Here is a 20,167-nt window from a genome sequence, read left to right on the forward strand (position 1 = left end):
ACTTTTCTCAGGCCCGCTTCTCCGGCCGCCTCCTCAGGGCACGCCCCGGTTCAGTCGGCGTCGGCCGCGAGCCCCAGCTCCACGTCCCGCGCTGCTTCGGCCTCGCGGCGCATCAGCCGGAACCACATGAAGAGCACGAAGCCTCCGAACACGAACCACTCGCCGGTGTAGCCGAGGTTCTGGAATGCCTTCAGGTCGAGCCCGCTGCCCTGCGCAGCCGCGGCGGGCACCGGCTTCATGCCGCCACCTGAATCGCCCGACCCGGCAGGACCACCCGAACCGCCTTCCGGCAGGGTGACCCAGGCGTCGTACACGTCGTACGGGACGAGGTTCACCAGGGAAGCGGCACTGATCATGCCGACCTGGCCCTTCGGCAGGCCGCCCGTGAGATCAACGCCCTTGGTTCCGCTGTTCTCGGACGCCTGCAGGTCACCGGTCACGGTGACCTCCCCGGACGGCGCCGCCGGGACGTCGGTGCCGCCGGGCTCGCCCGGCAGCCAGCCCCGGACGACCGGCAGTGCCTTGCCGCTGTCGGTACGCAGCAGATCCAGCACGTAGAAGCCGCCCCGGTCGTCCAGTTCGCGCCCGGGCACGAGGAACTGGTCCTCGTACGTCCCCGTCGCCACGGCCGGGCGCCCGGAGGTCTCCGTGCTCACCGGCAGCAACTCGTCGACCGGTTTCGCGGCGCGGGTGCCCGGATCCGGGCGTTCCCCGGCCGTCTCATGGGTCTGGACACGGTCCTCGAAGCGGCCGAGCTGCCAGGTGCCCATGAACACGCAGAACGACATGGCCAGCACGGCGAAGAGGTTGATCCCCCACCATCGCGGGGTCAGCAGGAACCGGTACACCCCTCTACGGTACGGTTCCGCCATCCGGGCGCCGGGAGCGGGGTGCACCATTTATCCGGACCTTACGCCTTCGGCCCCGGGCCTTCCCCGGCACGGCCCGCCGTCGCTGCTCCCAGGTGCCGCAGCGTGAAGTCCAGCTCCAGCCTGACCTGTTTGATGCGTTCCTCCACGACGAGCGAGCCGTGACCGGCGTCGTAGCGGTACACCTCGTGGACGGCGCCGCGGGCAGAGAGACGGTCGACGTAGTTCTCCACCTGGCGGATGGGGCAGCGCGGGTCGTTGACGCCGGCCGAGATGTAGACGGGCGCGCGCACCGCGTCGACGTACGTCAGGGGGGACGAGGCCTCGAAGCGTTCGGGAACCTCCTCCGGTGTGCCACCCAGAAGGGTGCGGTCCATGGCCTTCAGGGCCTCCATCTCGTCGTGGTACGCGGTGACGTAGTCGGCGACGGGGACCGCGGCCAGACCGAGTGCCCAGGCGTCCGGCTGCGTGCCGAGGCCGAGCAGGGTCAGGTAGCCGCCCCACGAGCCGCCTGCCAGTACCAGCCGCTCGGCGTCCGCGAGCCCCGACTCCACCGCCCACTCCCGGACCGCCGCGATGTCCTCGAGTTCGATCAGCCCGACCCGGTGCTTGAGGGCGTCCGTCCAGGCGCGGCCGTAACCGGTCGAGCCGCGGTAGTTGACCCGCACGACGGCGAAGCCGTGGTCCACCCACGCGGCGGGCCCCGAGGCGAAGGCGTCGCTGTCGTGCCAGGTCGGTCCACCGTGTATCTCGAAGACCGTGGGGAACGGTCCGTCACCGGAGGCCGGTGTCTGGACCAGGGCGTGGATGCGGCCTCCGGGGCCGTCGACCCAGGCGTCCCGCACCGGCACCGACGCGGGTGCCTTGGCCCCGGGCGGGTCGAGGACGACCGCGCCCGTCGTGGAACGCACGGCGGGGGGCTGTTCGGCCGACGACCACAGGTACTCCACCGTGCCGTCGGGCCGTGCCGTGGCGCCGGACACCGTGCCCGCGGGGGTCTCGACCCGGATCGTGTCCTGGGTCCCCGGCTCGTGCCGCCACAACTCGCTGCGTGCCTCGAAGCTGTGCTCGATCAGCAGGGCCGAGCCGTCCGGATACCATTCCGCACCCACGTCACCCGGCAGATCGATCGGCAGGTCCGTCTGTGTCCCCGCGACCGGGTCCCAGATCATCGGCTCCCAGCGCCCGCGCCGCTGGTGCCCGATCAGCAGCCGGGTGTCACCGGCCACCGGGGCGAAGCCCAGCACGGCCAGGCCCAGCTCCTTCGTGCCGCCCTCGGTGTCGTCCAGCTCGGCGACCGTCGAGCCGTCCGTGCGCACCACTCGCAATGCAGAGTGCATCGCGTCGCCGTGCTCGGTGTGTTCCAGGGCGATCAGGTCCCCGTCGTGGGAGAGATCGCCGACCCCGGCGGACTCCCGGTGCCGGTAGATCACGACGGGCTCGGCCCCAGGGCGCACCAGGTGCACGGTCGTGCCGTCCTCGTCGGTAGAGCGGCCGACGACTGCCGTCCCGTCCCGACCGATCGCGAGCCCGGCCGGGTAGGAGGCTTCGAGACCGGGCGCTGCGGCCTCGTCCGTGCCGCCGCCGAAAGGCTGGCGCATCCAAACGCCGAATTCGTCGCCGTCGGTGTCGGAGAACCACCAGACATCCTGGCCGTCCGGCGTCAGCACCCCGTCCGTGGTTCCGTTGGGCCGGTCGGTGACCTGCCGCTGCTTCCCGGTCGCACGGTCCCACGCGTACAGCTCGTACGTGCCGGTGGCGTTCGACACGAAGAGCGCGCGGTCGGGGGCGTCCTCGGCCCAGTCGGGCAGGGAGACCCGGGCAGCGCGGAACCGCTGCTCCCACTGCGGCGGTTCCTTCTCCGTCTTGGGCACGGGCACGTCGTTCTGTGTGTCGCTCATGCCCCCCATCCAACCCGATGTGGCCGCGATGCCGAGCGGCCTGTGGATAACCGCTCGCGCGCACCCCGGCCTGTGGGTAACTTTCCGGTTCCAAACTCCGCGTACGACGATGTCAGTGGCGGGCGCCATACTCGGAGCATGACTGAGATAGCCGGCAAATCCGGTACGACGTCGGGAGCGACAGGGCTGCGCGCCGCGGTGGAGGCGTACTGGGCGACGGCGGACGCTCGCGACTGGGAGGCGTTCGCCGCCACCCTCTCCGCCGACGTGGTGTACGACCTGCCGCAGACCCGCGAACGCGTTCTCGGCAAGGAGCGGTACGTCCGCTTCAACCAGGAGTATCCGGGGGACTGGAGTGTGCGAATCGAGCGGATCGTCGCCGACGGGGACGGGCGGCAGGCGGCGGCCCGGACCCGTTTCACCGTCGCGGGCGAGGAGATGCCGGCCGTCCACTTCTTCAGCTTCGACGCTGCCGGCCGGATCACGGAGGTGACGGACTTCTGGCCCGAGCCGTACGAGCCGCCGGCGGGCCGGGAGCACCTCGTCGAGAGGTACTGAGCCCGGCCGGGACGTGCCCGCCGGGGTGTGCCGGCAACGGGCCCGACGTGCGCGCGGCCGAGGCGGGGCCGTCCGGTCCGCACCGGACGTGCTCAGCAGCGGTGCCCCCTGGCACGGCCGGGAGACACCACCGCACGACATCCGCGCTCTGCACGCGCTATGCGACGGAGCGGAAGGCCGGCAGATAGCCGTTCGACTGCCCGACTGCCTTCGGGTGGTAGGAGTTGGTGATGGGGATGGACACGCTGTGGATCCAGGCGTCTCCCGAGCAGAGTTCATGCCCGGTGAACTCGTCCACGACGCTGGAGTAGGTGAAGCCCGCGTCTGCCGCCCGCTTGGCGAGCACCCCGTTCAGCACGTCCGAGGCGTTGTTGATCGACCCGCGTTCGGTCTCCGTGAGCCCGGCGATGCAACTGCCCGAAAGCTTGTAGAAGCGCGGGTACCCGAGGACGACCACATGGGCCTGGGGGGCACGCGAACGGATGCCCGCGTAGAGCGAGTCGAGCGCGCCCGGCAGGGTGTTCTGCATCTGTGAGACCGCCGTGTTCACGCGGTTCACGCAGGTGGCCTCGCTCTGCAGGACGCACGTCTGCATGACGTCCGCGAATCCGACGTCGTTACCGCCGGCCGTGACGCTGACGAGCGTGGTCGACGAAGTCAGCGCGCTCAGCTGGCTGCTCGCCACGGATGACGTCGTCGCGCCCGAGCAGGCGACGAACTTGAACGACGCCGGATTGTTGGCGTTCGTCCAGAGGTACGGGTACGCGTTGGTGCTGCGCTTACAGCTGCCGCTCTCCGACGTGTAGCTGCCGGCGCCCACTCCGGAGGAGTAGGAGTCACCGAGAGCCACGTAGTCGGCCCCTGCGGCGGATGCGGGTGGTGCGATGCCGAGTGCGGCCACGGCGGCGATCGCGAGAGTGAAGAGGGAGGCCCGGAAGGTTCGTACTGACATGGCTGCCAGCCCTTCGAAACGTGGGGGACGAGGGGGGAGTTCGTGGGGCGAGCATGTTTCTAGCAGCTCCCGGTACCCGTCGGTAAGTGGCCTCGGAGGAAGTCGTCTGATATGCCCGAATGATCGTTCGGGTGTCGATGCTCCGCGCGTAGATAAACCTTCGGAGGGGCCTCGAATGGTGAAGGGGCGGGCCGTTTCGACACTCTCCGTGACTTCTCTGCGTCACTCTCTGCGAGTGGCCGTCCGTTCGGACCGGCAGCCGGTGCACACCCTCGTACCGTCGTCACACGCGCCGCTCAGGGCGCCGTGTGTCCGCCCCCTCGCCGGCGGTTCCCTTCCCGCTTCCGCGTCGGCCTGTGGCGGTCCGGCCTTCGTGTCCGCCCGGCGCCCTCACACGACCGCGGCCGCCAGGAGTCCTGGCGGCCGCGGTGCTGGGGATGCTCCGGACTACAGCGTGCGTTCGAGGCGGTCCGCCATGAGCCTGCTGAAGCGGGACGGGTCGCCCAGCTCGCCGCCGTCCGAGAGGAGGGCCAGCCCGTGGACGAGTTCGGCCGTCTCGGCGAGTTCGGCGGAGGCGTCAGGATCGTCGCCCCTCGCGTCGTGAGCCTTCTTCAGGCCGCTGATCAGCCCGTGGGACGGGTTGAGCTCCAGGATCCGCTTGGTGCGCGGCACCTCCTGGCCCATGGCGCGGTACATGTTCTCCAGGGCCGGGGTGGCGTCGTGCGTGTCCGAGACGATGCAGGCGGGCGAGACGGTGAGCCGTGAGGAGAGGCGCACCTCCTTCAGGGTGTCGCCCAACTGCTCGGTCATCCAGGTGAGGAGCCCGGAGTACTCCTGCTGCTGCTTCTCACGCTCGGCTTCGATCTCCTTCTTCTCCTCGTCGCTGTCCAGGTCGACTTCGCCCTTGGCGATGGACTGCAACTGCTTGCCGTCGAACTCCGGCACGGACTGGACCCAGACCTCGTCGACGGGATCGGTCAGCAGGAGCACCTCGAAGCCCTTGGCGCGGAACGCCTCCATGTGGGGCGAGCTCTCCATGGCGGAGCGCGACTCACCCGTCATGTAGAAGATCTGCTCCTGACCCTCCCTCATCCGCTCCACGTACGAGCGCAGGGTCGTCTGCTCCTCCTCGTCCCGGGTCGAGGAGAAGGAGGCGATCTCAAGGATCGCGTCCCGGTTCTCGAAGTCCTGGAACAGTCCCTCCTTGAGGACCCGCCCGAACTCCTTCCAGAACGTCGTGTACTTCTCAGGTGTCTTGGACCTCATGTCCTTGACCGTCGAAAGCACCTTCTTGACGAGGCGTCGCCGCATCATCTCGATCTGGCGGTCCTGCTGCAGGATCTCGCGCGATACGTTGAGCGAGAGGTCCTGTGCGTCCACGACACCCTTCACGAACCGAAGGTAAGTCGGCATGAGGGCTTCGCAGTCGTCCATGATGAATACGCGCTTCACATAGAGCTGCACTCCCCGCTTGTGGTCCTGCATGAACAGGTCCTGCGGTGCGTGGGACGGGAGGAAGAGCAGGGCCTGGTATTCGAAGGTCCCCTCCGCCTGCATGCGGATGGTCTCCAGAGGATCGGTCCAGTCGTGGCTGATGTGCTTGTAGAGCTCGCTGTACTCCTCGTCCGTCACGGAGTCCTTCGACCGGGCCCAAAGGGCCTTCATCGAGTTGACCGTCTCCGTCCCGGGTTCGGCGTCCTCCTCACCCGAGACCGCCGCCATGCGGATGGGCCAGGTGATGAAGTCCGAGTACCGCTTGACGATTTCCCTCAGCTTCCAGGGCGAGGTGTAGTCGAAGAGCTTGTCCTCGGTGTCCTCCGGCTTGAGCCGCAGCGTGACCGACGTGCCCTGCGGGGCGTCGTCCACGGTCTCGACCGTGTACGTGCCCTCACCACCGGACTGCCACCGTGTACCGGTCTCCTCGCCTGCGCGCCGGGTCAGCAGGGTCACCTCGTCGGCGACCATGAAGCTCGAATAGAAGCCCACACCGAACTGCCCGATGAGTTCCTCGGACGCGGTGGCGTCCTTGGCTTCCTTCAATTCCTGGAGGAATTTCGCCGTACCGGAATTCGCGATCGTCCCGATCAGCTGCACGACCTCGTCGTGCGACATTCCGATGCCGTTGTCGCGCACGGTCAGTGTGCGCTTCTCCGGGTCCGCCTCGATGCCGATGTGGAGGTCGGACGAGTCGGCCCGCAGCGTGTCGTCGCGGAGGCTCTCCAGGCGCAGCTTGTCCAGCGCGTCCGATGAATTGGAGATGAGCTCACGGAGGAAGACGTCCTTGTTCGAGTAGATCGAATGGATCATCATCTGCAGGAGCTGGCGCGCTTCTACCTGGAACTCGAATGTCTCGGCCGGCATGGGTGCGGGTTCCCTCTCTTGGTTAAATCATCTGAGTCGACACATATCGTAACCACCCTCCGGTGCGCCCATGTGCTGCTTCGCCCCCGGCTGTTGACGGTGCGACCCGCCGGTGCGGCGGACGTTGACGGCGGACACGAGCACCCGTAGCCGGAGCCGGTGAGCCCGTGCGGGCAGACTGGGCGCATGGGCGATGAGCGAACTGCTTCCGGCACCGCGCGGGACTCCGGACTGCCACCGGTGATCACATGCCGGGAGCCCGGCACGTTCGCCCGGGGGGTCCTTGCCGAGCGCCATCCGGCCCTCATCGAACAGGTGCGGGACGCCTTCCCCTACGGACCCGGCCGCCACCGTGCCCTCGACGACCTGCAGCACGAGATCATCCACGGTGTCGTCGAACCGCCCGGCCCCGCGAGTCCGGACCGGGGGTTCTGGCTGGACCAGGGGTATGAGCACTTCGGGCGGCCGTGGTTCGACGCCCCGTTCCTCTGGGCGGAGAGCTACTTCTACCGCCGGCTGCTGCAGGCGGTCGGGTATTTCGACGAGGGGCCGTGGCAGGGTGTCGACCCCTTCGCCCCCTTCAAACGGGCCGAACTGCACGGCGCCACGGTGGACGAGGAGCTCAGGTCCCTGGATGGCCTCGTCGCTCTTCCCGCAGGTGAGCGGGCGAATGCCCTGCTCCAGGCCTCGCTCTGGGGCAACCGTGCCGATCTGGGCTTCCGCCCTTCGGCCGACGAGCCCTCCCTCGGCGAGCCGGACCACAGCCTGGTCGCCGACGACACGGGGCAGTTGTGGTCGGTGCTGCCCGCGGGTGGGCGGGCCACCGTCGCCGTGATCGCGGACAACACCGGACGCGAGCTCATTCCCGACCTGATCCTCATCGACCACCTGCTCGAACACGAGCACGCGGATCGGGTGGTTCTCCATGTGAAACCCCGCCCGTACTACGTTTCGGACGCGATGACGGCCGATGTCGTCGACTGCCTGCGCCGCCTGGCCGGAGCCCCCGGCGAAGCGGGTGTGATCGGCAGGCGCGTCTGGGAGGCCATGGGAGCGGGGCGGCTCGAAGTGCGTACCCACCCCTTCTACTGTGCTCCGTTCGCGTACGAGCTGATGCCTGAGGACCTCCGGGCCGACCTGGCCGGCGCCACACTGACGATCCTGAAGGGCGACCTCAACTACCGTCGGCTCGTGGGTGACCGGCTGTGGCCGCCCACGACACCGTTCGCGGACGTCACCGCGCACTTTCCCGGTGCCGTCGCGGCACTGCGGACGCTGAAGTCCGATGTCGTCGTGGGTCTGGATGCGCGCACCGTGGCGCGCCTGGAGGAATCCGGCCGGGCGTGGCGTACCAGCGGTACACATGCTCTGGTCCAGGTGCGCGCCGGGCGGGGCGGACTGCTCAGCGTGCCACGCCGTGCCGGCTGACGAGGTCGTGCCATCCCTGTTCCAACTGCGCGATTGACACGCCTCGTTCACAGGTCAGATGGTGGACGAGGGGGGTGTCGATCGATGCGAGGAGCGAGTGGGCGAGCAGTTCCGGATTCCCGGTCACGCCCGTTCGGTGCACCAGCATGGCGACGTGACTGAGCCGCAGCCGGTAGGCGGGAATGGCGAAGGTGCGCAGCGGATCGGTGCGTGAGGCCAGGATGAGCTCGTGGTGATCGCGCTCGTGGCGCATGACGGCCGGGCCGAAAGCGTGCAGCCGCTCGGCAGCCGGGGCATCCGGCCCCATGGGGGGAGGCCCCGAGAGGAACGTCGCCTGGAGCAGTGACTCCCGGTGGTCGAGGAGCGCGATGAGGAGGCCGGTACGGTCCTTGAATCGCCGGAAGACGGTGCCCTTGCCGACCCCCGCCGCCGCGGCCACCGACTCCATGGTGAGGTCCGCGGCTCCGCACTCCGCCAGGAGCCGCGAAGCGGCTTCCAGCAGGAGCGCCCGATTGCGTGCCGCGTCCGCCCGGAGGTGCTCGGGTTCGCCCACGGCTGCGAGCGTGAGGCTCGTGCGCGTGTCGCCGGGGTCGGGCAGCCCGGGCAGCGGGGGCAGGGGGGCGGTCATGACCTCAAGGGTAGCGATGGAAGAAGAGAAGTGGACCGCAGTCCGTTTGAGGTGGTACAACCTTAAACGGACTACAGTCCGCTTACTTCTGCAGTCTCGGTCTCCCCAGGAGCTTCCCCCATGTCTGTAAGCATTCTCGCTCTCGTCGGCAGCCTTCGCGCCGGCTCCCACAACCGCCAGCTCGCCGAGGCGGCGGCCAAGCACGCCCCTGAGGGCGTCGAGGTCGAGCTTTACGAAGGCCTCGTGGACGTCCCGTTCTACAACGAGGACATCGACGTCGAGGGCAACGTGCCCGCCGCGGCCGCCCGGCTGCGCGAGGCGGCCGGCCGGACCGACGCGTTCCTGCTGTTCTCGCCCGAGTACAACGGCACGATGCCGGCCGTCCTGAAGAACGCGATCGACTGGCTGTCGCGCCCGCGCGGTGCCGGCGCCCTCGCCGCCAAGCCGGTTGCGGTGGTCGGTACCGCTTTCGGCCAGTTCGGCGGCGTGTGGGCCCAGGACGAGGCGCGCAAGGCGGCCGGCGTCGCGGGCGCGACCGTTCTCGCGGACGTCAAGCTGTCAATCCCGGGTTCGGTGATCCGCTTCGCCGAGCTCCACCCGGCGGACGACGCCGAGGTCGTCACCTCGCTGACCGAGGTTCTCAGCCAGATCGCCGAGAGCACCGCAGCGGCTGCCTGATCAGTCCCTCGGCGTACACCCGCCGAGGATGCGGCTCCGCCGCCGAAGCCATGACCGGCTCGTGTGGGCCCGGTCCTGTTCCCTCCTCTTGAGGAGTCAGTGGCAGGGCCGGGCCCACACGTCGTCTGCGGCCGGTCGTGAGGCCCGGACGGGGTTGTGCGGGCGCCACAGGGGCAGCGGATCCGCGGTCCGAAAAGTGCGTCGTCCCCGGCAGGGCCGAATGTCATGATCCTGGCGTACGGAGCCCACCTCTGACCGGAAGGACGCCATGCCCGCATACGCCATAGCCCACCTCGCGGAAGCCGACCCCCACCCGGAGATCATCGAATACATCGAGCGCATCGCCGGCACCTTCGAGCCGTACGGGGGCCGCTTCCTGGTGCACGCCACACCGCACGAGGTGAAGGAGGGCAGCTGGCCGGGGCACGTCGTACTGATCGGCTTCCCGGGCATCTCCGAAGCGCGGGCCTGGTGGGACTCGCCCGCCTATCAGGCGATCGCACCACTGCGCTCACGGCACATCGAGGGCGACATCATCATGGTCGAAGGCGTCCCCGAGGGATACGACCCCACTACCACCGCGAAGGCGATGCGCGAGGGCCTGTCCGCCGAGTAGCTCGCACGCACGAAACAGGTCAGGCGCCTTCTGCTGAGAGAAGGCGCCTGACCTGGTGTTTCATCTGTCGGGGTGGCGGGATTTGAACCCACGACCTCTTCTTCCCGAATGAGGGTCGGGCGGGATCGGCACCTGCGGGTCTAGAGCTGCAGGTCAGGGGGTAGGGATGAGGTGGTTCCGAGGGGTGTCGGTTGGTATCAGGGAGAAGATTCTCTCCCAGGATTCTCCCAGCGAGGGCTCCAAGGCCGAGGGCTCGCCTCGGATGCTGGGCGGCTAGTCGCGTTGCGGAAGCAAGCGAACGGGCAATGCCGGAGGGGCACTGCTGATCCCGACGATCGTGTCGCTGTTGGGCCAGGACAGCGAGACGGCGGGAACCCGCCTCCCGCTGGTGTAGTTGCCGACCATGCTGGTTTGCTGCGTCCGCTGAAGCCGTGACGGTAGTTCGGCGAGTTCGATGCCACCGCACCGCGGTGCGGCCCCCGGGCGTTCGATCGGTTCCGGGTCCAAGGAGGCAACCGAGGACCCCCGGTTCACGGGTAGATTGCTCTGCGCCAGCCAGATCGGCCCAACGGGAACCTGCCGTAGGGCTGGATCCCGAGCGGCGCGAAGTCGTCGAAGGCGCGGGACACAGTCGCGTCGTGGAGGCCCAGAAGCTGCGACAGGGTGCACGCTCGCTTGGCTGATGAACTCCCGCCCGCCGCAGCGTTCACGGAGCTCAGCTGAAGTTCGCGAAACCGCAGATGCTCCGGTTTCGGCAGCGGATGAGGCCGCAAGCGAGGGAGACGAAGGCACTCCCGCGCACCTACACCGTCTCCGACGACTTCACCGCTTCACCGCACTGCAACGCGAACTGGACCGCCTCCCGAACCCTGATCGAGCTCGTGGGGCCCGAGGAGTCTCTGCGGGGCTTCTCACGAGCCGGGTTCGAGGTGCCCCTCACCGACCAGGGCCAGTGCATCACGCAATGGGGCTGACAGCTGTGGGCGGAGCCCGTTCTTGGTGCTTTCGTGGGGTTTGGTGCCTGTCTGCCTACGATGATCGGTATGGCGCCTGATGTCTCCCTGTCCTCCGTCTGGCCGGTCCTGCACTACGACGACAGGGAGGCGGCGCTGTGCTTCCTGGTCGACGTGCTGGGTTTCGAGCAGGTGGTCGCCGCGCCGGATGAGCACGGCGGGATCGGCCACGCGGAGCTGCGCTGGCCTGGCGGTGGTGCGCTGGTGTTCGGCTCGACGAGGCACACGGACAGCGTGCACGGGCGGATGCGGGCGGGCGCCAGCGCGGTCTACGTGGTGAGTGACGAGGTGGACGCGGTGCACCGGCGGGTGGTGGACGCGGGCGGCGAGGTCCTCGAAGCGCCGCACGAGACGCGGTTCGGGTCGGGGGCTGCGGCGTACGTGTGCACGGTGCAGGACCCGGAGGGCAACCTGTGGACCTTCGGCACCTACTGGGGCCCTTCACCGGAGTAGGGCGCCGGGCAGAGATGACAGGACCCCGGCCGGGGGCGGCCGGGGTCCTGTGCTGTTGGCGTGCGGCGCCGGGGTCAGTGACTGCCGGCGAGTTCGCCGGTGAGCTTGCCGTGGAGGTCGGCGCTCAGGTCGTTCAGCCCGGTGATTTCCACGGTCTTGCCGCGCTGGGCGTACTTGGTCTCGATCGCGTCCAGGGCGGCGACGGAGGAGGCGTCCCAGACGTGGGCCTCGGACAGGTCGATGACGATCTTGTCGGGGTCGCTGGCGTAGTCGAACTGGCCGACGAGGTCGTTGGAGGAGGCGAAGAACAGTTCGCCGGTGACCCGGTAGACGACCGTGGTGCCGTCGGGGTCGAGGACGCTGTGGACGCGGGCGAGGTGGGCGACGCGCTTGGCAAAGATGACCATGGCGGTGACGGAGCCGACGACGACGCCGATGGCGAGGTTGTGGGTGGCGACCACCACGATCACGGTGATGGCCATGACGGCGATCTCACCGGCGGGCATCCGCTTGAGGGTCGTGGGGGCGATGGAGTGCCAGTCGAAGGTCGCGAAGGCGACCATGACCATGACGGCGACCAGGGCGGCCATGGGGATGTCGGAGACGACGGGGCCGAAGACGATGCACAGCACCATCAGGAACGAGCCGGCCAGGAACGTGGACAGGCGGGTGCGGGCGCCGGAGACCTTCACGTTGATCATGGTCTGGCCGATCATGGCGCAGCCGCCCATGCCGCCGAAGAAGCCGGTGACGATGTTGGCGATGCCCTGGCCGATGGACTCGCGGGTCTTGGAGGAGTGGGTGTTGGTGATGTCGTCGACGAGCTTGGCCGTCATCAGCGACTCCATCAGGCCGACCAGTGCCATCGCGAACGCGTACGGCGCGATCGTCGTCAGGGTGTCCATGGTGAAGGGCACGTCCGGCAGGCCCGGCACCGGCAGGGAGGACGGCAGGTCGCCCTTGTCGCCGACGGTGGGCACCGCGATGCCGGCCGCGACGGTGATGACGGTCAGGATGACGATCGAGACGAGCGGGGCCGGGATCACCTTGGTGACCTTCGGGAAGAACACCATCAGCGCGAGCCCGCCGATGATCAGCGGGTACACCGCCCACGGCACGTCGTGCATCTCGGGCACCTGTGCCACGAAGATCAGGATCGCGAGGGCGTTGACGAAGCCGACCATCACGCTGCGGGGCACGAAGCGCATCAGCTTCGCCACCCCGAGCGCGCCCAGGATCACCTGGATGGCACCGCCGAGGATGACGGCGGCGATCAGGTAGCCCAGGCCGTGCTCGCGGTTGAGCGGGGCGATGACCAGGGCGATGGCGCCGGTGGCAGCGGAGATCATCGCGCGCCGTCCGCCGACGATGGAGATGACGACGGCCATGGTGAAGGAGGCGAACAGGCCGACTGCCGGGTCGACGCCGGCGATGATCGAGAAGGAGATCGCCTCGGGGATCAGCGCGAGGGCCACGACCACGCCGGCCAGGATCTCGGTGCGCCAGACCTTCGGGTTGTTGAGCCAGTCGGGCTTGAGGCCGCGCAGCCGCGCGGCGGGAGTCACAGCAGCAGAAGACAAGGAGATGCGTACCTGTCGTGCTCGGGCACACCGCGGGGCAGGCCGGGGCGTGCGGGAGGAGGCGCGGGAGGCCGGTCGGCATCCCGCGGGCGGCCCGAGGCGGGCCGGGAAGTCGTGAAGGGACGCGAGCCGGGGCCTGGGCGGTGCCCGGCCGGGTGGGTCACGTCCGAGGGCGAAGGGTCACGGCGGGCAGGGGGCGGCGGTCAGCGTCGTGGGCTCGCGCACGCTCTCTCCTGCAAGAATCGGATCTTCGCCGGGGGCGTCATCGGCCCCGGAAACGGCAGTAGGGGGCAGCCTCGCCGCCCTCACCTTCATCAACTCTACCGTAACGTTAGGGTAGAGGTGCGGGGTCGCACAGGACGCGGCCCGCCACGAGAAAGGGTCAGGGACACGGGCGTGGACGGCAAGCACATGCAGATCGGCGAGGTCGCCGCGCGGACGGAGCTGTCGCTGCGCACCATCCGGCACTACGAGGAGACCGGCCTGGTCATCCCCTCCGCCCGCTCTCAGGGCGGATTCCGCCTCTACACCGAGACCGACGTCGCCCGCCTCATGGTCATCCGCCGGATGAAGCCGCTCGGCTTCACCCTGGAGCAGATGCGCGACCTGCTGGACGCCACCGACCGCCTGGACGGCGACGACGCTCTCGACGACGGCGAGCGCGAGGCGCTGCTGGAGCGGGTGCGGACCTACCGGCAGGTCGCCGCCGAGCAGGTGGAGAAGCTGCGCATTCAGCTGGCCCGGGCCGAGGAGTTCGCCGACACTCTGGGTGCCCGCCTGGAGCAAAACGCTCCGGCCGCCCGCGTCTAGAACCGCACCGCGGCGTCACCCCCGGCCGGCACCGCCTCACCCTGCGGGCAGCCCCGCCCCGCCCGGGCCGGGGCGGCCCGGGCCAGCTGATCAGTGCCCCGTCCGCGCGTGGTTCTCGGCGTCGGTCCTCACGCGCCGGTTCCCTTCAGGGAGGCGAGGGCGGCGTCCAGGCGGAGAGTGGCTTCCCGGGCCACGGGCGCCATCGCATCGAGTCCGGTCAGTGTGACCATGGTGCCGGGATCGACGGCCTGCACGACCACCTGGTCGCCGTCGGCGCGCACGACGACGTTGCACGGCAGCAGCAGACCGATCGAGCGGTCGGCTTCCAGGGCCTGGTGTGCGAGGGGTGGGTTACAGGCGCCGAGGATCAGGTAGGGCTCCATGTCATGCCCGAGCTTCGCCTTCAGCGTGGCCTGCACGTCGATCTCCGTCAGGACCCCGAAACCCTGCTCGGCCAGTGCGTCACGGACCTCGCGCTGAACCTGCTCGAACGACCCCTTCACGCTCACGGTGCGGTCGTAGCCCATTGCCTGCCTCCTCGTTTGCGGGAGCGGTCGGCCGGCGAAACGGCCGATCCGTAGTACGGATGACTGCTGCCACCTGAGTCGAAATATACCCCCGGGGGTAAGGGTGTTACGGTGGATCACATACCCCAGGGGGTAATTTTCGTACGGAAGGAGCATCACGGTGTTTTTCGTTGACGTGATCGAGCTGGAGGGTCTGGGCAACCGCAGCTACCTCGCCGGCGGTCCGGCGGCTGCTGTGGCCGTCGATCCGCCCCGGGACATCGATCAGGTGCTGGCAGCGGCCGCCCGGCGGGGGGTGCGTATCTCGCACGTGGTGGAGACCCACATCCACAACGACTACGTCACCGGCGGACTGGAGCTGGCCCGGATCACGGGCGCCGTCTACCTGGTGCCCGCCGGTGCGCACGTCTCCTTCGCCCGCACTCCCGTGCACGACGGGGACGCGGTCGACATCGACAGCGCCGCCGACCTGGACCTGGCGGCGATTGCGACTCCCGGTCACACTCCGCACCACACCGCGTACGTGCTGCGGGAGGCGGGCCGGCCGGTGGCCGCGTTCACCGGTGGGTCCCTGCTGATCGGTACGGTCGGTCGTCCCGATCTCGTCGAGCCCCGTCTGACCGAGGAGCTGGCGCGTGCCCAGCACGCCTCGGCGCACCGCCTGGCCGAAGCGCTTCCCGACGAGACGGCCGTGCTGCCCACCCACGGGTTCGGCAGCTTCTGTTCCTCCGCGCAGGCCGACGGCGACAGCACGACGATCGGCAAGGAGAAGACGGCGAACGCGGCCCTGACGGTGGATGTGGACACATTTGTCGCCGACCTGCTCGCCGGCCTGGAGGACGTGCCCGCCTACTACACGCACATGGGCCCGGCCAACGCGGGCGGGCCCGACCCGGTCGACATGACTCCGCCCGCGGTCGCCGATCCGCAGGAGATCGCCACCCGGCTCGCGGCCGGGGAGTGGGTCGTGGACCTGCGTAGCCGGATCGCCTTCGCCGAGGGGCATGTCGCGGGCTCGTTCAACTTCGAGCTGGACGGCAAGCTCGCGACGTATCTGGCTTGGATGATTCCGTGGGGCAAGCCCGTCACCCTGCTCGCCGAGAGTGCCGAGCAGCTGGCGGCGGCCCAACGGGAGCTGGTCCGCGTCGGCATCGACCGGCCCGCCTCCGCCGCGACCGGCGGCCCGGCGCAATGGCTGCGCGAAGGGGAGCGTCCTGCCTCGTTCGCCCGCGCCACCTTCGCCGAGCTGGCAGGTCAGGACATGGACGAGGTCGTGGTGCTGGACGTGCGCCGTGATTCCGAGCGCGCCGAAGGCTGGATAGCCGGCTCGGTGCACATCCCGATCCACCAGGTGCACCGCCGCATCGGTGAGGTACCGGACGGGACGGTGTGGGTGCACTGCGCGGGCGGAATGCGCGCGGGCATCGCCGCCTCCCTGTTGGATGCCGCCGGTCGGCGGGTGGTGGCCGTGGACGACGGTTTCGACGCTGCCGAGAAGGCCGGGCTGACCGTCCTGACAGGCTGCCCCGGCACCAGGCCGGCGCCCCTGCGCGGGGCGCCGACGAAAGATGAGGCGAGTATCTGATGCTCCTCTTCCGCAAGAGCCAGAAGCGCGTGTCCGTCGACGAGGCGCAGGCCATCACCAACGGTGATCAGTCCGATGCCGTTCTGCTGGACGTGCGCGAGAAAGACGAGTGGAAGTCCGGGCATGCCCCCAACGCCGTGCACGCCCCGCTGACCGGCCTGGTCGCGGGTGGAGCACTGCCCGCGACCGCGCAGGGTCGGGCGCTGGTGGTGATCTGTCGTAGCGGGCACCGCTCGCAGCATGCCGCGAAGCTCCTGGCCGAACGGGGCGCGGACGCGGTGGACGTGGAGGGCGGCATGAACGCGTGGGCCGCCGCCGGGTATCCGGTCGTCGACGAGCGCGGGAACAGCGGCGAGATAGCGTGAGCACCCTCGTCCTCGCTCTCATCGCCGGGGCCGTCATCGGTCTGGCCCTCGGCGCCCTGGGCGGTGGCGGCAGCGTCCTCGCGGTCCCCGCCCTGATCTACCTGCTCGGCTTCTCCCCGGCCTCGGCCACCACCGCCAGCTTGATCATTGTCACCGCGACCTCTGCCACCGCCCTGTACGCCCACGCCCGCGACGGCAACGTCGCCTGGAAGGCCGGCGCGCCGTTCGCGCTCGCGGGCATCGTCCCCGCCTTCCTCGCCGGAGCCGCCGCCGGGCACTTGCCGTCCGCCGTACTCACCACAGCGTTCGCAGCCATCGCCGCCCTGGCCGCCCTGCGCATGCTGCGTCCAACCGAATCGGCGCCGCCTGAGCGGATACGTCCGGCCAAAGCGGCCGCCACCGGAGCCGGGCTCGGTGCCGTCACCGGGTTCCTCGGCGTAGGCGGGGGGTTCCTCGCCGTCCCCGCCCTGGTCAGCGTTCTCGGGCTGCGGATGAAGCAGGCAGTGGGCACCAGTCTGCTGGTCATCACCGTCAACTCCCTGTCCGCCCTCACCGCCAGAACAGGAGCTGGAGGAGACTTGCGCTGGGAAGTGATCGCCCCTTTCACCGGAGCGGCGATCCTCGGCGCCTGGGACGGAAAGCGCCTGTCCACCAAGATCAGCGGGCAGGGCCTGCAGCGCATCTTCGCCTACGTTCTGTTGGCGGTGGCGCTCTGGATGCTCATAGACGTCGTCATCTGAGCCGAGCGGTGAGCATCACCACCGCCGCGCTCCAGCCGGCCCCATCAGGCCAGGGACAGGAACAGCTTCTCCAGTCGGGCGCGCATCTCATCCCGGTCCTCGCCGGAGCGACTGCCGTCCTCCATCTCGGTCAGGCACTGCTGGAGCCCGGTGGCGATGATCGCGAAACCGGCCCGGTCCAGAGCCCGGGACGCAGCCGCCAACTGCGTCACGACCTCCTCGCAGTCCCGCCCCTCCTCGATCATCCGGATCACCCCGGAGATCTGTCCCTGTGCACGGCGCAATCGGTTCAGAACCGCTTTCAGCTCCGCACCCGCCAGATCAAGCTCCATCATCACTCCTCACCACATACCCCCAGGGGTAAATATACTCCCCTGTATGGGAGCCCTGCCGACAGCAAAGGATGACACCCTCCATGACCACGCCCACCGCCCTTGGTACCGGTGAAGCCCGCACCCGCCTGCACGAACTGACCGTCATCGACGTCCGTACCCCCGGCGAATACGCCGCAGGTCACCTGCCCGGCGCCCTCAACATCCCCCTCGACCACATCCAGCGCGCCCTGCCCGACATCCGCCACGCGGCACACCGCCAAGACGTACTGGTCGTCTGCGCATCCGGTGCCCGCTCCGAGAACGCCTGCAAGATCCTCGCTGAGAACGACATCACCACCACGACCCTCTCCGGCGGCACCGGAGCCTGGGCTGCCAGCGGGCACGAACTCCACCGTCCTCAGGGCTCGGCCCGCACCGTGTGGGGCATGGAGCGCCAGGTCCGTCTCACTGCTGGTGCCCTCGTCCTGCTCGGCCTTCTGCTCGGCGTTCTCATCCACCCGGCCTTCCAGATCCTGTCGGCCGGCATCGCTGGTGGGCTGGTCTTCTCTGCGCTCACCAACACCTGCGGCATGGCCGCGATCCTCGCGAAGCTCCCGTACAACCGCCCCCGTGCCCTCGACCTCGACCGCACGCTGGCGGAACTGCGCAGCCGCTGATCTGCAGCGCCACAAGGGCGGGGGCCCGGCTGACCGGGCCCCCGCCCTTGCACCTGCCGCTCGGCATAACACGTCAGCTCTGGGCAGAGGGTTCTCGCTCCTCGACGTCACTGCGCCGCTTCCGGACGGGCCGCAGCAGCACGTACAGCGCCGCCACCATGACCCCGGCCGCGAGAACCAGCAGGACGAGCCGGTCGGACACCACAGCACCGATACCGGAAAGCCGCTGCTCCAGCGCGAATTCCGTATCGGTACTGATCAGCGACGGCAGCGCCGACGTCCCGTCGAAGAGCAGAAACAGCGAGCCGAGCGCCACGAAGACCAGCCCGCCGAGCACCGACGTACTGTGCAGAGACCACCGCCCCACCTGAAGGGGCCGTCCGCGCAGCCATTTTCTGCGGCCCAGATCGAACCGGTCCCACAGCAGAGCGAGCGCGAACATGGGCAAGGCCATCCCCATCGCGTAGACCGCCAGCAACGCCCCGCCGTGCAAGGGATCTCCGTCCACCGCCGCTACGGTGAGGATGCCTCCGAGGATCGGCCCAGCGCAGAAGCCCGCGAGCCCGTAGACCGCTCCGAGCGCGAACACCGACAGCGCCGAACCCGAGCGCCGCGCCCCGGCTGCCTGTGCCATGCGCCGCGATCCGAAACCCAAGCCGGCGATCTGTGCCACACCCAGTGCGATGATGGTCCATCCGCCCACCGTCACCAGTGTGTCGCGGTGTCCGTAGAAGAGACGGCTGGCGAAGGAACCGGCCACCCCGAGTGGCACGAGCGTGGTGCACAACCCGACGTAGAAAAGCCCCGTCCGCGCGACCAGCTTCGTCCGGCTCGTGAATGAGTAGGCGAAGAACGCCGGCAGCAACAGTGCGCTGCATGGACTCAGCAGCGCGAGCAGCCCGCCCAGGAAGGCCATCGCGAGGCCGACCTCGCTCACCGTCGTGCCGCCTTTGCAGCGGCGTCGATGGCCTGCTCGAACGTCGCTGTCGGCTGCGCGCCCAGGACCGGCTTGCCGTTGATGAGGAAGGCAGGGGTGCTGGTCACGCCGAGGCCGTATCCCTCCTCCTGATCCTTGCTCACAGCGCTACGGGCCTCATCGGACGCCATGTCCGAGCGGAACCGCTCAAGGTCGGCGATCCCCGCCTCACGCGCCATGGACACCAGCCTGTCCTTGGAGAACTCGCCCTGATTCCGTTCCCGCGGCTCGCCGTAGGCGACCTTGTGAAAGTCCCAGAACTTCTTCTGCTGACCAGCAGCCCATCCAGCGAGCGCCGCCTGCTCCGACTCTTCACCGAACACCGGGAAGTTGCGCCACTCGATTCGCAGCACCCCCTTGTCGACGTAGGAACGCAGGAGTGCCGGCTCCGTCTCCCTGGCGAAGCGCCCGCAGAACGGGCACTGGAAGTCGGAGTACTCGATCATCACCACCGGGGCGTCGGCCTTGCCCACGGCCAGTGCGTCGCCCCCGTCCCGGCGCGCGAGCGCGAGCAGACTCTCGTCGGCGCCTTCCGGCGTCGCCGACTCGGTACTGACGACAGGTGACTCGGGCTTCGCGGCGTCACGCCGTTCGGGGGCATCAAGGGTGAAGGCGAACACGGCGGTCGCCGCTGCGGCGACGATCGCCGCAAGCGCCGTGAGGGACCGCTTGCGGGATCGGAGAGGAGAGGAGGAAGAGGTCGAAGACGTCATGGCACACCTCAGATGTGGAGGAGGGAGATGGGCTGGAGGAACTGGCCGCGAATCAGGCGGCAGCGGGGAGAGGGCACTGCCTCTGCAGGGACAGTCGCCGCAGCGCGGCCTCCGCCAGCAGCCCGACGGACAGAACCGCCAGAAGGGGCTGCAGGGGCGCCCAGTAGCTCATGGCACCAGACGCTCCCAGGAGCACGAGGACGAGCTTGTTGCACACCGGACAGCCCACAGCGAGGGTAAGCATTCAGAAGGTCGTGGTCTGGGGCTTTGTCTGACGATGTGACAGGTGGTGGGCGGGTGCGGCAGGATCCGTGCTCGTGTCGTCCGTCTTCGAGTCCGCGTCGCGTGAGGATCTCCTCGCGGTGATCGGGCTGCTCCAGCGGCAGGTCGAGGCTGCGGAGGCGCAGGCCGCCGAGCTCGCCG

At 69.1% G+C, this 20,167-nt stretch carries 21 protein-coding genes and 1 pseudogene; 11 read left to right on the top strand and 11 right to left on the bottom strand.

Features of this window, described 5'->3' with window-relative positions; genetic code table 11:
• Window positions 1-50: 50 nt before the first annotated feature.
• Window positions 51-848, bottom strand: a complete 798-nt coding sequence (locus ACFU5K_RS18940; RefSeq protein ID WP_384062831.1) for an SURF1 family protein — start codon at window positions 846-848, stop codon at window positions 51-53.
• 62 nt (window positions 849-910) lie between these two features.
• Window positions 911-2,770, bottom strand: a complete 1,860-nt coding sequence (locus ACFU5K_RS18945; RefSeq protein WP_384062834.1) for a S9 family peptidase — start codon at window positions 2,768-2,770, stop codon at window positions 911-913.
• A 138-nt stretch (window positions 2,771-2,908) separates the two neighbouring features.
• Between ACFU5K_RS18945 and ACFU5K_RS18950 the strand changes: the two genes are divergently transcribed.
• Complete coding sequence (locus tag ACFU5K_RS18950) at window positions 2,909-3,328, top strand: nuclear transport factor 2 family protein (RefSeq protein ID WP_384062835.1); 420 nt, start codon at window positions 2,909-2,911, stop codon at window positions 3,326-3,328.
• A gap of 157 nt (window positions 3,329-3,485) precedes the next feature.
• On the opposite strand, the gene ACFU5K_RS18955 is transcribed toward ACFU5K_RS18950, so the two are convergent.
• Both ACFU5K_RS18955 and htpG read right to left on the bottom strand, forming a co-directional pair.
• Window positions 3,486-4,280, bottom strand: a complete 795-nt coding sequence (locus ACFU5K_RS18955) for an SGNH/GDSL hydrolase family protein (protein ID WP_384062837.1) — start codon at window positions 4,278-4,280, stop codon at window positions 3,486-3,488.
• A gap of 447 nt (window positions 4,281-4,727) precedes the next feature.
• Window positions 4,728-6,641, bottom strand: a complete 1,914-nt coding sequence (htpG, locus tag ACFU5K_RS18960; protein ID WP_384062840.1) for a molecular chaperone HtpG — start codon at window positions 6,639-6,641, stop codon at window positions 4,728-4,730.
• Between the two features lie 186 nt (window positions 6,642-6,827).
• Here htpG and ACFU5K_RS18965 point away from each other — a divergent pair, with 186 nt between their 5' ends.
• Window positions 6,828-8,069 (top strand): damage-control phosphatase ARMT1 family protein, encoded by a 1,242-nt coding sequence (locus ACFU5K_RS18965; RefSeq protein WP_384062843.1) that lies wholly within the window; start codon window positions 6,828-6,830, stop codon window positions 8,067-8,069.
• On the opposite strand, the gene ACFU5K_RS18970 is transcribed toward ACFU5K_RS18965, so the two are convergent.
• Window positions 8,044-8,697 (bottom strand): TetR/AcrR family transcriptional regulator, encoded by a 654-nt coding sequence (locus tag ACFU5K_RS18970; RefSeq protein ID WP_384062846.1) that lies wholly within the window; start codon window positions 8,695-8,697, stop codon window positions 8,044-8,046. The genes ACFU5K_RS18965 and ACFU5K_RS18970 overlap by 26 nt on opposite strands.
• A 120-nt stretch (window positions 8,698-8,817) precedes the next feature.
• Here ACFU5K_RS18970 and ACFU5K_RS18975 point away from each other — a divergent pair, with 120 nt between their 5' ends.
• The 4 genes from ACFU5K_RS18975 (at window position 8,818) to ACFU5K_RS18990 (ending at window position 11,457) form a co-directional block, all read left to right on the top strand.
• Window positions 8,818-9,375: an NAD(P)H-dependent oxidoreductase gene (locus tag ACFU5K_RS18975; RefSeq protein WP_384062848.1), complete on the top strand. Its 558-nt coding sequence runs from the start codon at window positions 8,818-8,820 to the stop codon at window positions 9,373-9,375.
• Between the two features lie 268 nt (window positions 9,376-9,643).
• Complete coding sequence (locus ACFU5K_RS18980; protein ID WP_384062850.1) at window positions 9,644-9,991, top strand: DUF1330 domain-containing protein; 348 nt, start codon at window positions 9,644-9,646, stop codon at window positions 9,989-9,991.
• A 761-nt stretch (window positions 9,992-10,752) separates the two neighbouring features.
• Entirely contained in the window at window positions 10,753-10,965 is a 213-nt protein-coding gene (locus ACFU5K_RS18985) for a hypothetical protein (RefSeq protein WP_384062853.1), read from the top strand.
• A 69-nt stretch (window positions 10,966-11,034) separates the two neighbouring features.
• Window positions 11,035-11,457 (top strand): VOC family protein, encoded by a 423-nt coding sequence (locus ACFU5K_RS18990; protein ID WP_384062856.1) that lies wholly within the window; start codon window positions 11,035-11,037, stop codon window positions 11,455-11,457.
• Window positions 11,458-11,531: 74 nt separating this feature from the next.
• Here the strand turns inward: ACFU5K_RS18990 and ACFU5K_RS18995 are convergent, their stop codons facing one another.
• Complete coding sequence (locus ACFU5K_RS18995) at window positions 11,532-13,037, bottom strand: SulP family inorganic anion transporter (RefSeq protein ID WP_384062858.1); 1,506 nt, start codon at window positions 13,035-13,037, stop codon at window positions 11,532-11,534.
• 396 nt (window positions 13,038-13,433) lie between these two features.
• Here ACFU5K_RS18995 and ACFU5K_RS19000 point away from each other — a divergent pair, with 396 nt between their 5' ends.
• Window positions 13,434-13,847 carry a MerR family transcriptional regulator gene (locus ACFU5K_RS19000; protein ID WP_384062861.1) on the top strand — a complete coding sequence of 138 codons (414 nt, stop codon included), beginning with the start codon at window positions 13,434-13,436 and terminating at the stop codon, window positions 13,845-13,847.
• A gap of 128 nt (window positions 13,848-13,975) precedes the next feature.
• Here ACFU5K_RS19000 and ACFU5K_RS19005 read toward each other — a convergent pair whose 3' ends face one another.
• Window positions 13,976-14,374: a DUF302 domain-containing protein gene (locus tag ACFU5K_RS19005; RefSeq protein ID WP_030812994.1), complete on the bottom strand. Its 399-nt coding sequence runs from the start codon at window positions 14,372-14,374 to the stop codon at window positions 13,976-13,978.
• Window positions 14,375-14,534: 160 nt separating this feature from the next.
• On the opposite strand from ACFU5K_RS19005, the gene ACFU5K_RS19010 reads away from it, so the two are divergent.
• From ACFU5K_RS19010 to ACFU5K_RS19020, 3 genes are read left to right on the top strand one after another with little or no spacing between them, the layout of a single operon-like run.
• Window positions 14,535-15,959, top strand: a complete 1,425-nt coding sequence (locus tag ACFU5K_RS19010; protein WP_384062864.1) for a rhodanese-like domain-containing protein — start codon at window positions 14,535-14,537, stop codon at window positions 15,957-15,959.
• Window positions 15,959-16,324, top strand: coding sequence for a rhodanese-like domain-containing protein (locus tag ACFU5K_RS19015; RefSeq protein ID WP_384062866.1), 366 nt, complete (start codon window positions 15,959-15,961; stop codon window positions 16,322-16,324). Before ACFU5K_RS19010 ends, ACFU5K_RS19015 begins: the two co-directional genes overlap by 1 nt.
• Window positions 16,321-17,064, top strand: coding sequence for a sulfite exporter TauE/SafE family protein (locus ACFU5K_RS19020; protein WP_384062869.1), 744 nt, complete (start codon window positions 16,321-16,323; stop codon window positions 17,062-17,064). The genes ACFU5K_RS19015 and ACFU5K_RS19020 overlap by 4 nt, the downstream gene beginning before the upstream one ends.
• Window positions 17,065-17,108: 44 nt before the next feature.
• Here the strand turns inward: ACFU5K_RS19020 and ACFU5K_RS19025 are convergent, their stop codons facing one another.
• A complete protein-coding gene (locus tag ACFU5K_RS19025) occupies window positions 17,109-17,396 on the bottom strand; it encodes a metal-sensitive transcriptional regulator (RefSeq protein ID WP_010056191.1) in 288 nt (95 codons plus the stop codon).
• 83 nt (window positions 17,397-17,479) lie between these two features.
• On the opposite strand from ACFU5K_RS19025, the gene ACFU5K_RS19030 reads away from it, so the two are divergent.
• Window positions 17,480-18,055, top strand: coding sequence for a rhodanese-like domain-containing protein (locus ACFU5K_RS19030; RefSeq protein WP_384062872.1), 576 nt, complete (start codon window positions 17,480-17,482; stop codon window positions 18,053-18,055).
• Between the two features lie 73 nt (window positions 18,056-18,128).
• Here ACFU5K_RS19030 and ACFU5K_RS19035 read toward each other — a convergent pair whose 3' ends face one another.
• The 3 genes and pseudogenes from ACFU5K_RS19035 to ACFU5K_RS19045 all read right to left on the bottom strand — a co-directional run.
• Window positions 18,129-18,992, bottom strand: a complete 864-nt coding sequence (locus ACFU5K_RS19035) for a cytochrome c biogenesis CcdA family protein (RefSeq protein ID WP_384062875.1) — start codon at window positions 18,990-18,992, stop codon at window positions 18,129-18,131.
• The gene (locus ACFU5K_RS19040; RefSeq protein WP_384062878.1) at window positions 18,989-19,744 is read right to left on the bottom strand and encodes a DsbA family protein; all 756 of its coding nucleotides are present in this window, start codon (window positions 19,742-19,744) and stop codon (window positions 18,989-18,991) included. Before ACFU5K_RS19040 ends, ACFU5K_RS19035 begins: the two co-directional genes overlap by 4 nt.
• Before the next feature lie 52 nt (window positions 19,745-19,796).
• Window positions 19,797-19,976: pseudogene (locus ACFU5K_RS19045) on the bottom strand (hypothetical protein); the annotation flags it as partial.
• Window positions 19,977-20,167 lie beyond the last annotated feature (191 nt).

Source organism: Streptomyces sp. NPDC057428 (genome assembly GCF_042803195.1).
In the GTDB taxonomy this organism is placed as follows: domain Bacteria; phylum Actinomycetota; class Actinomycetes; order Streptomycetales; family Streptomycetaceae; genus Streptomyces.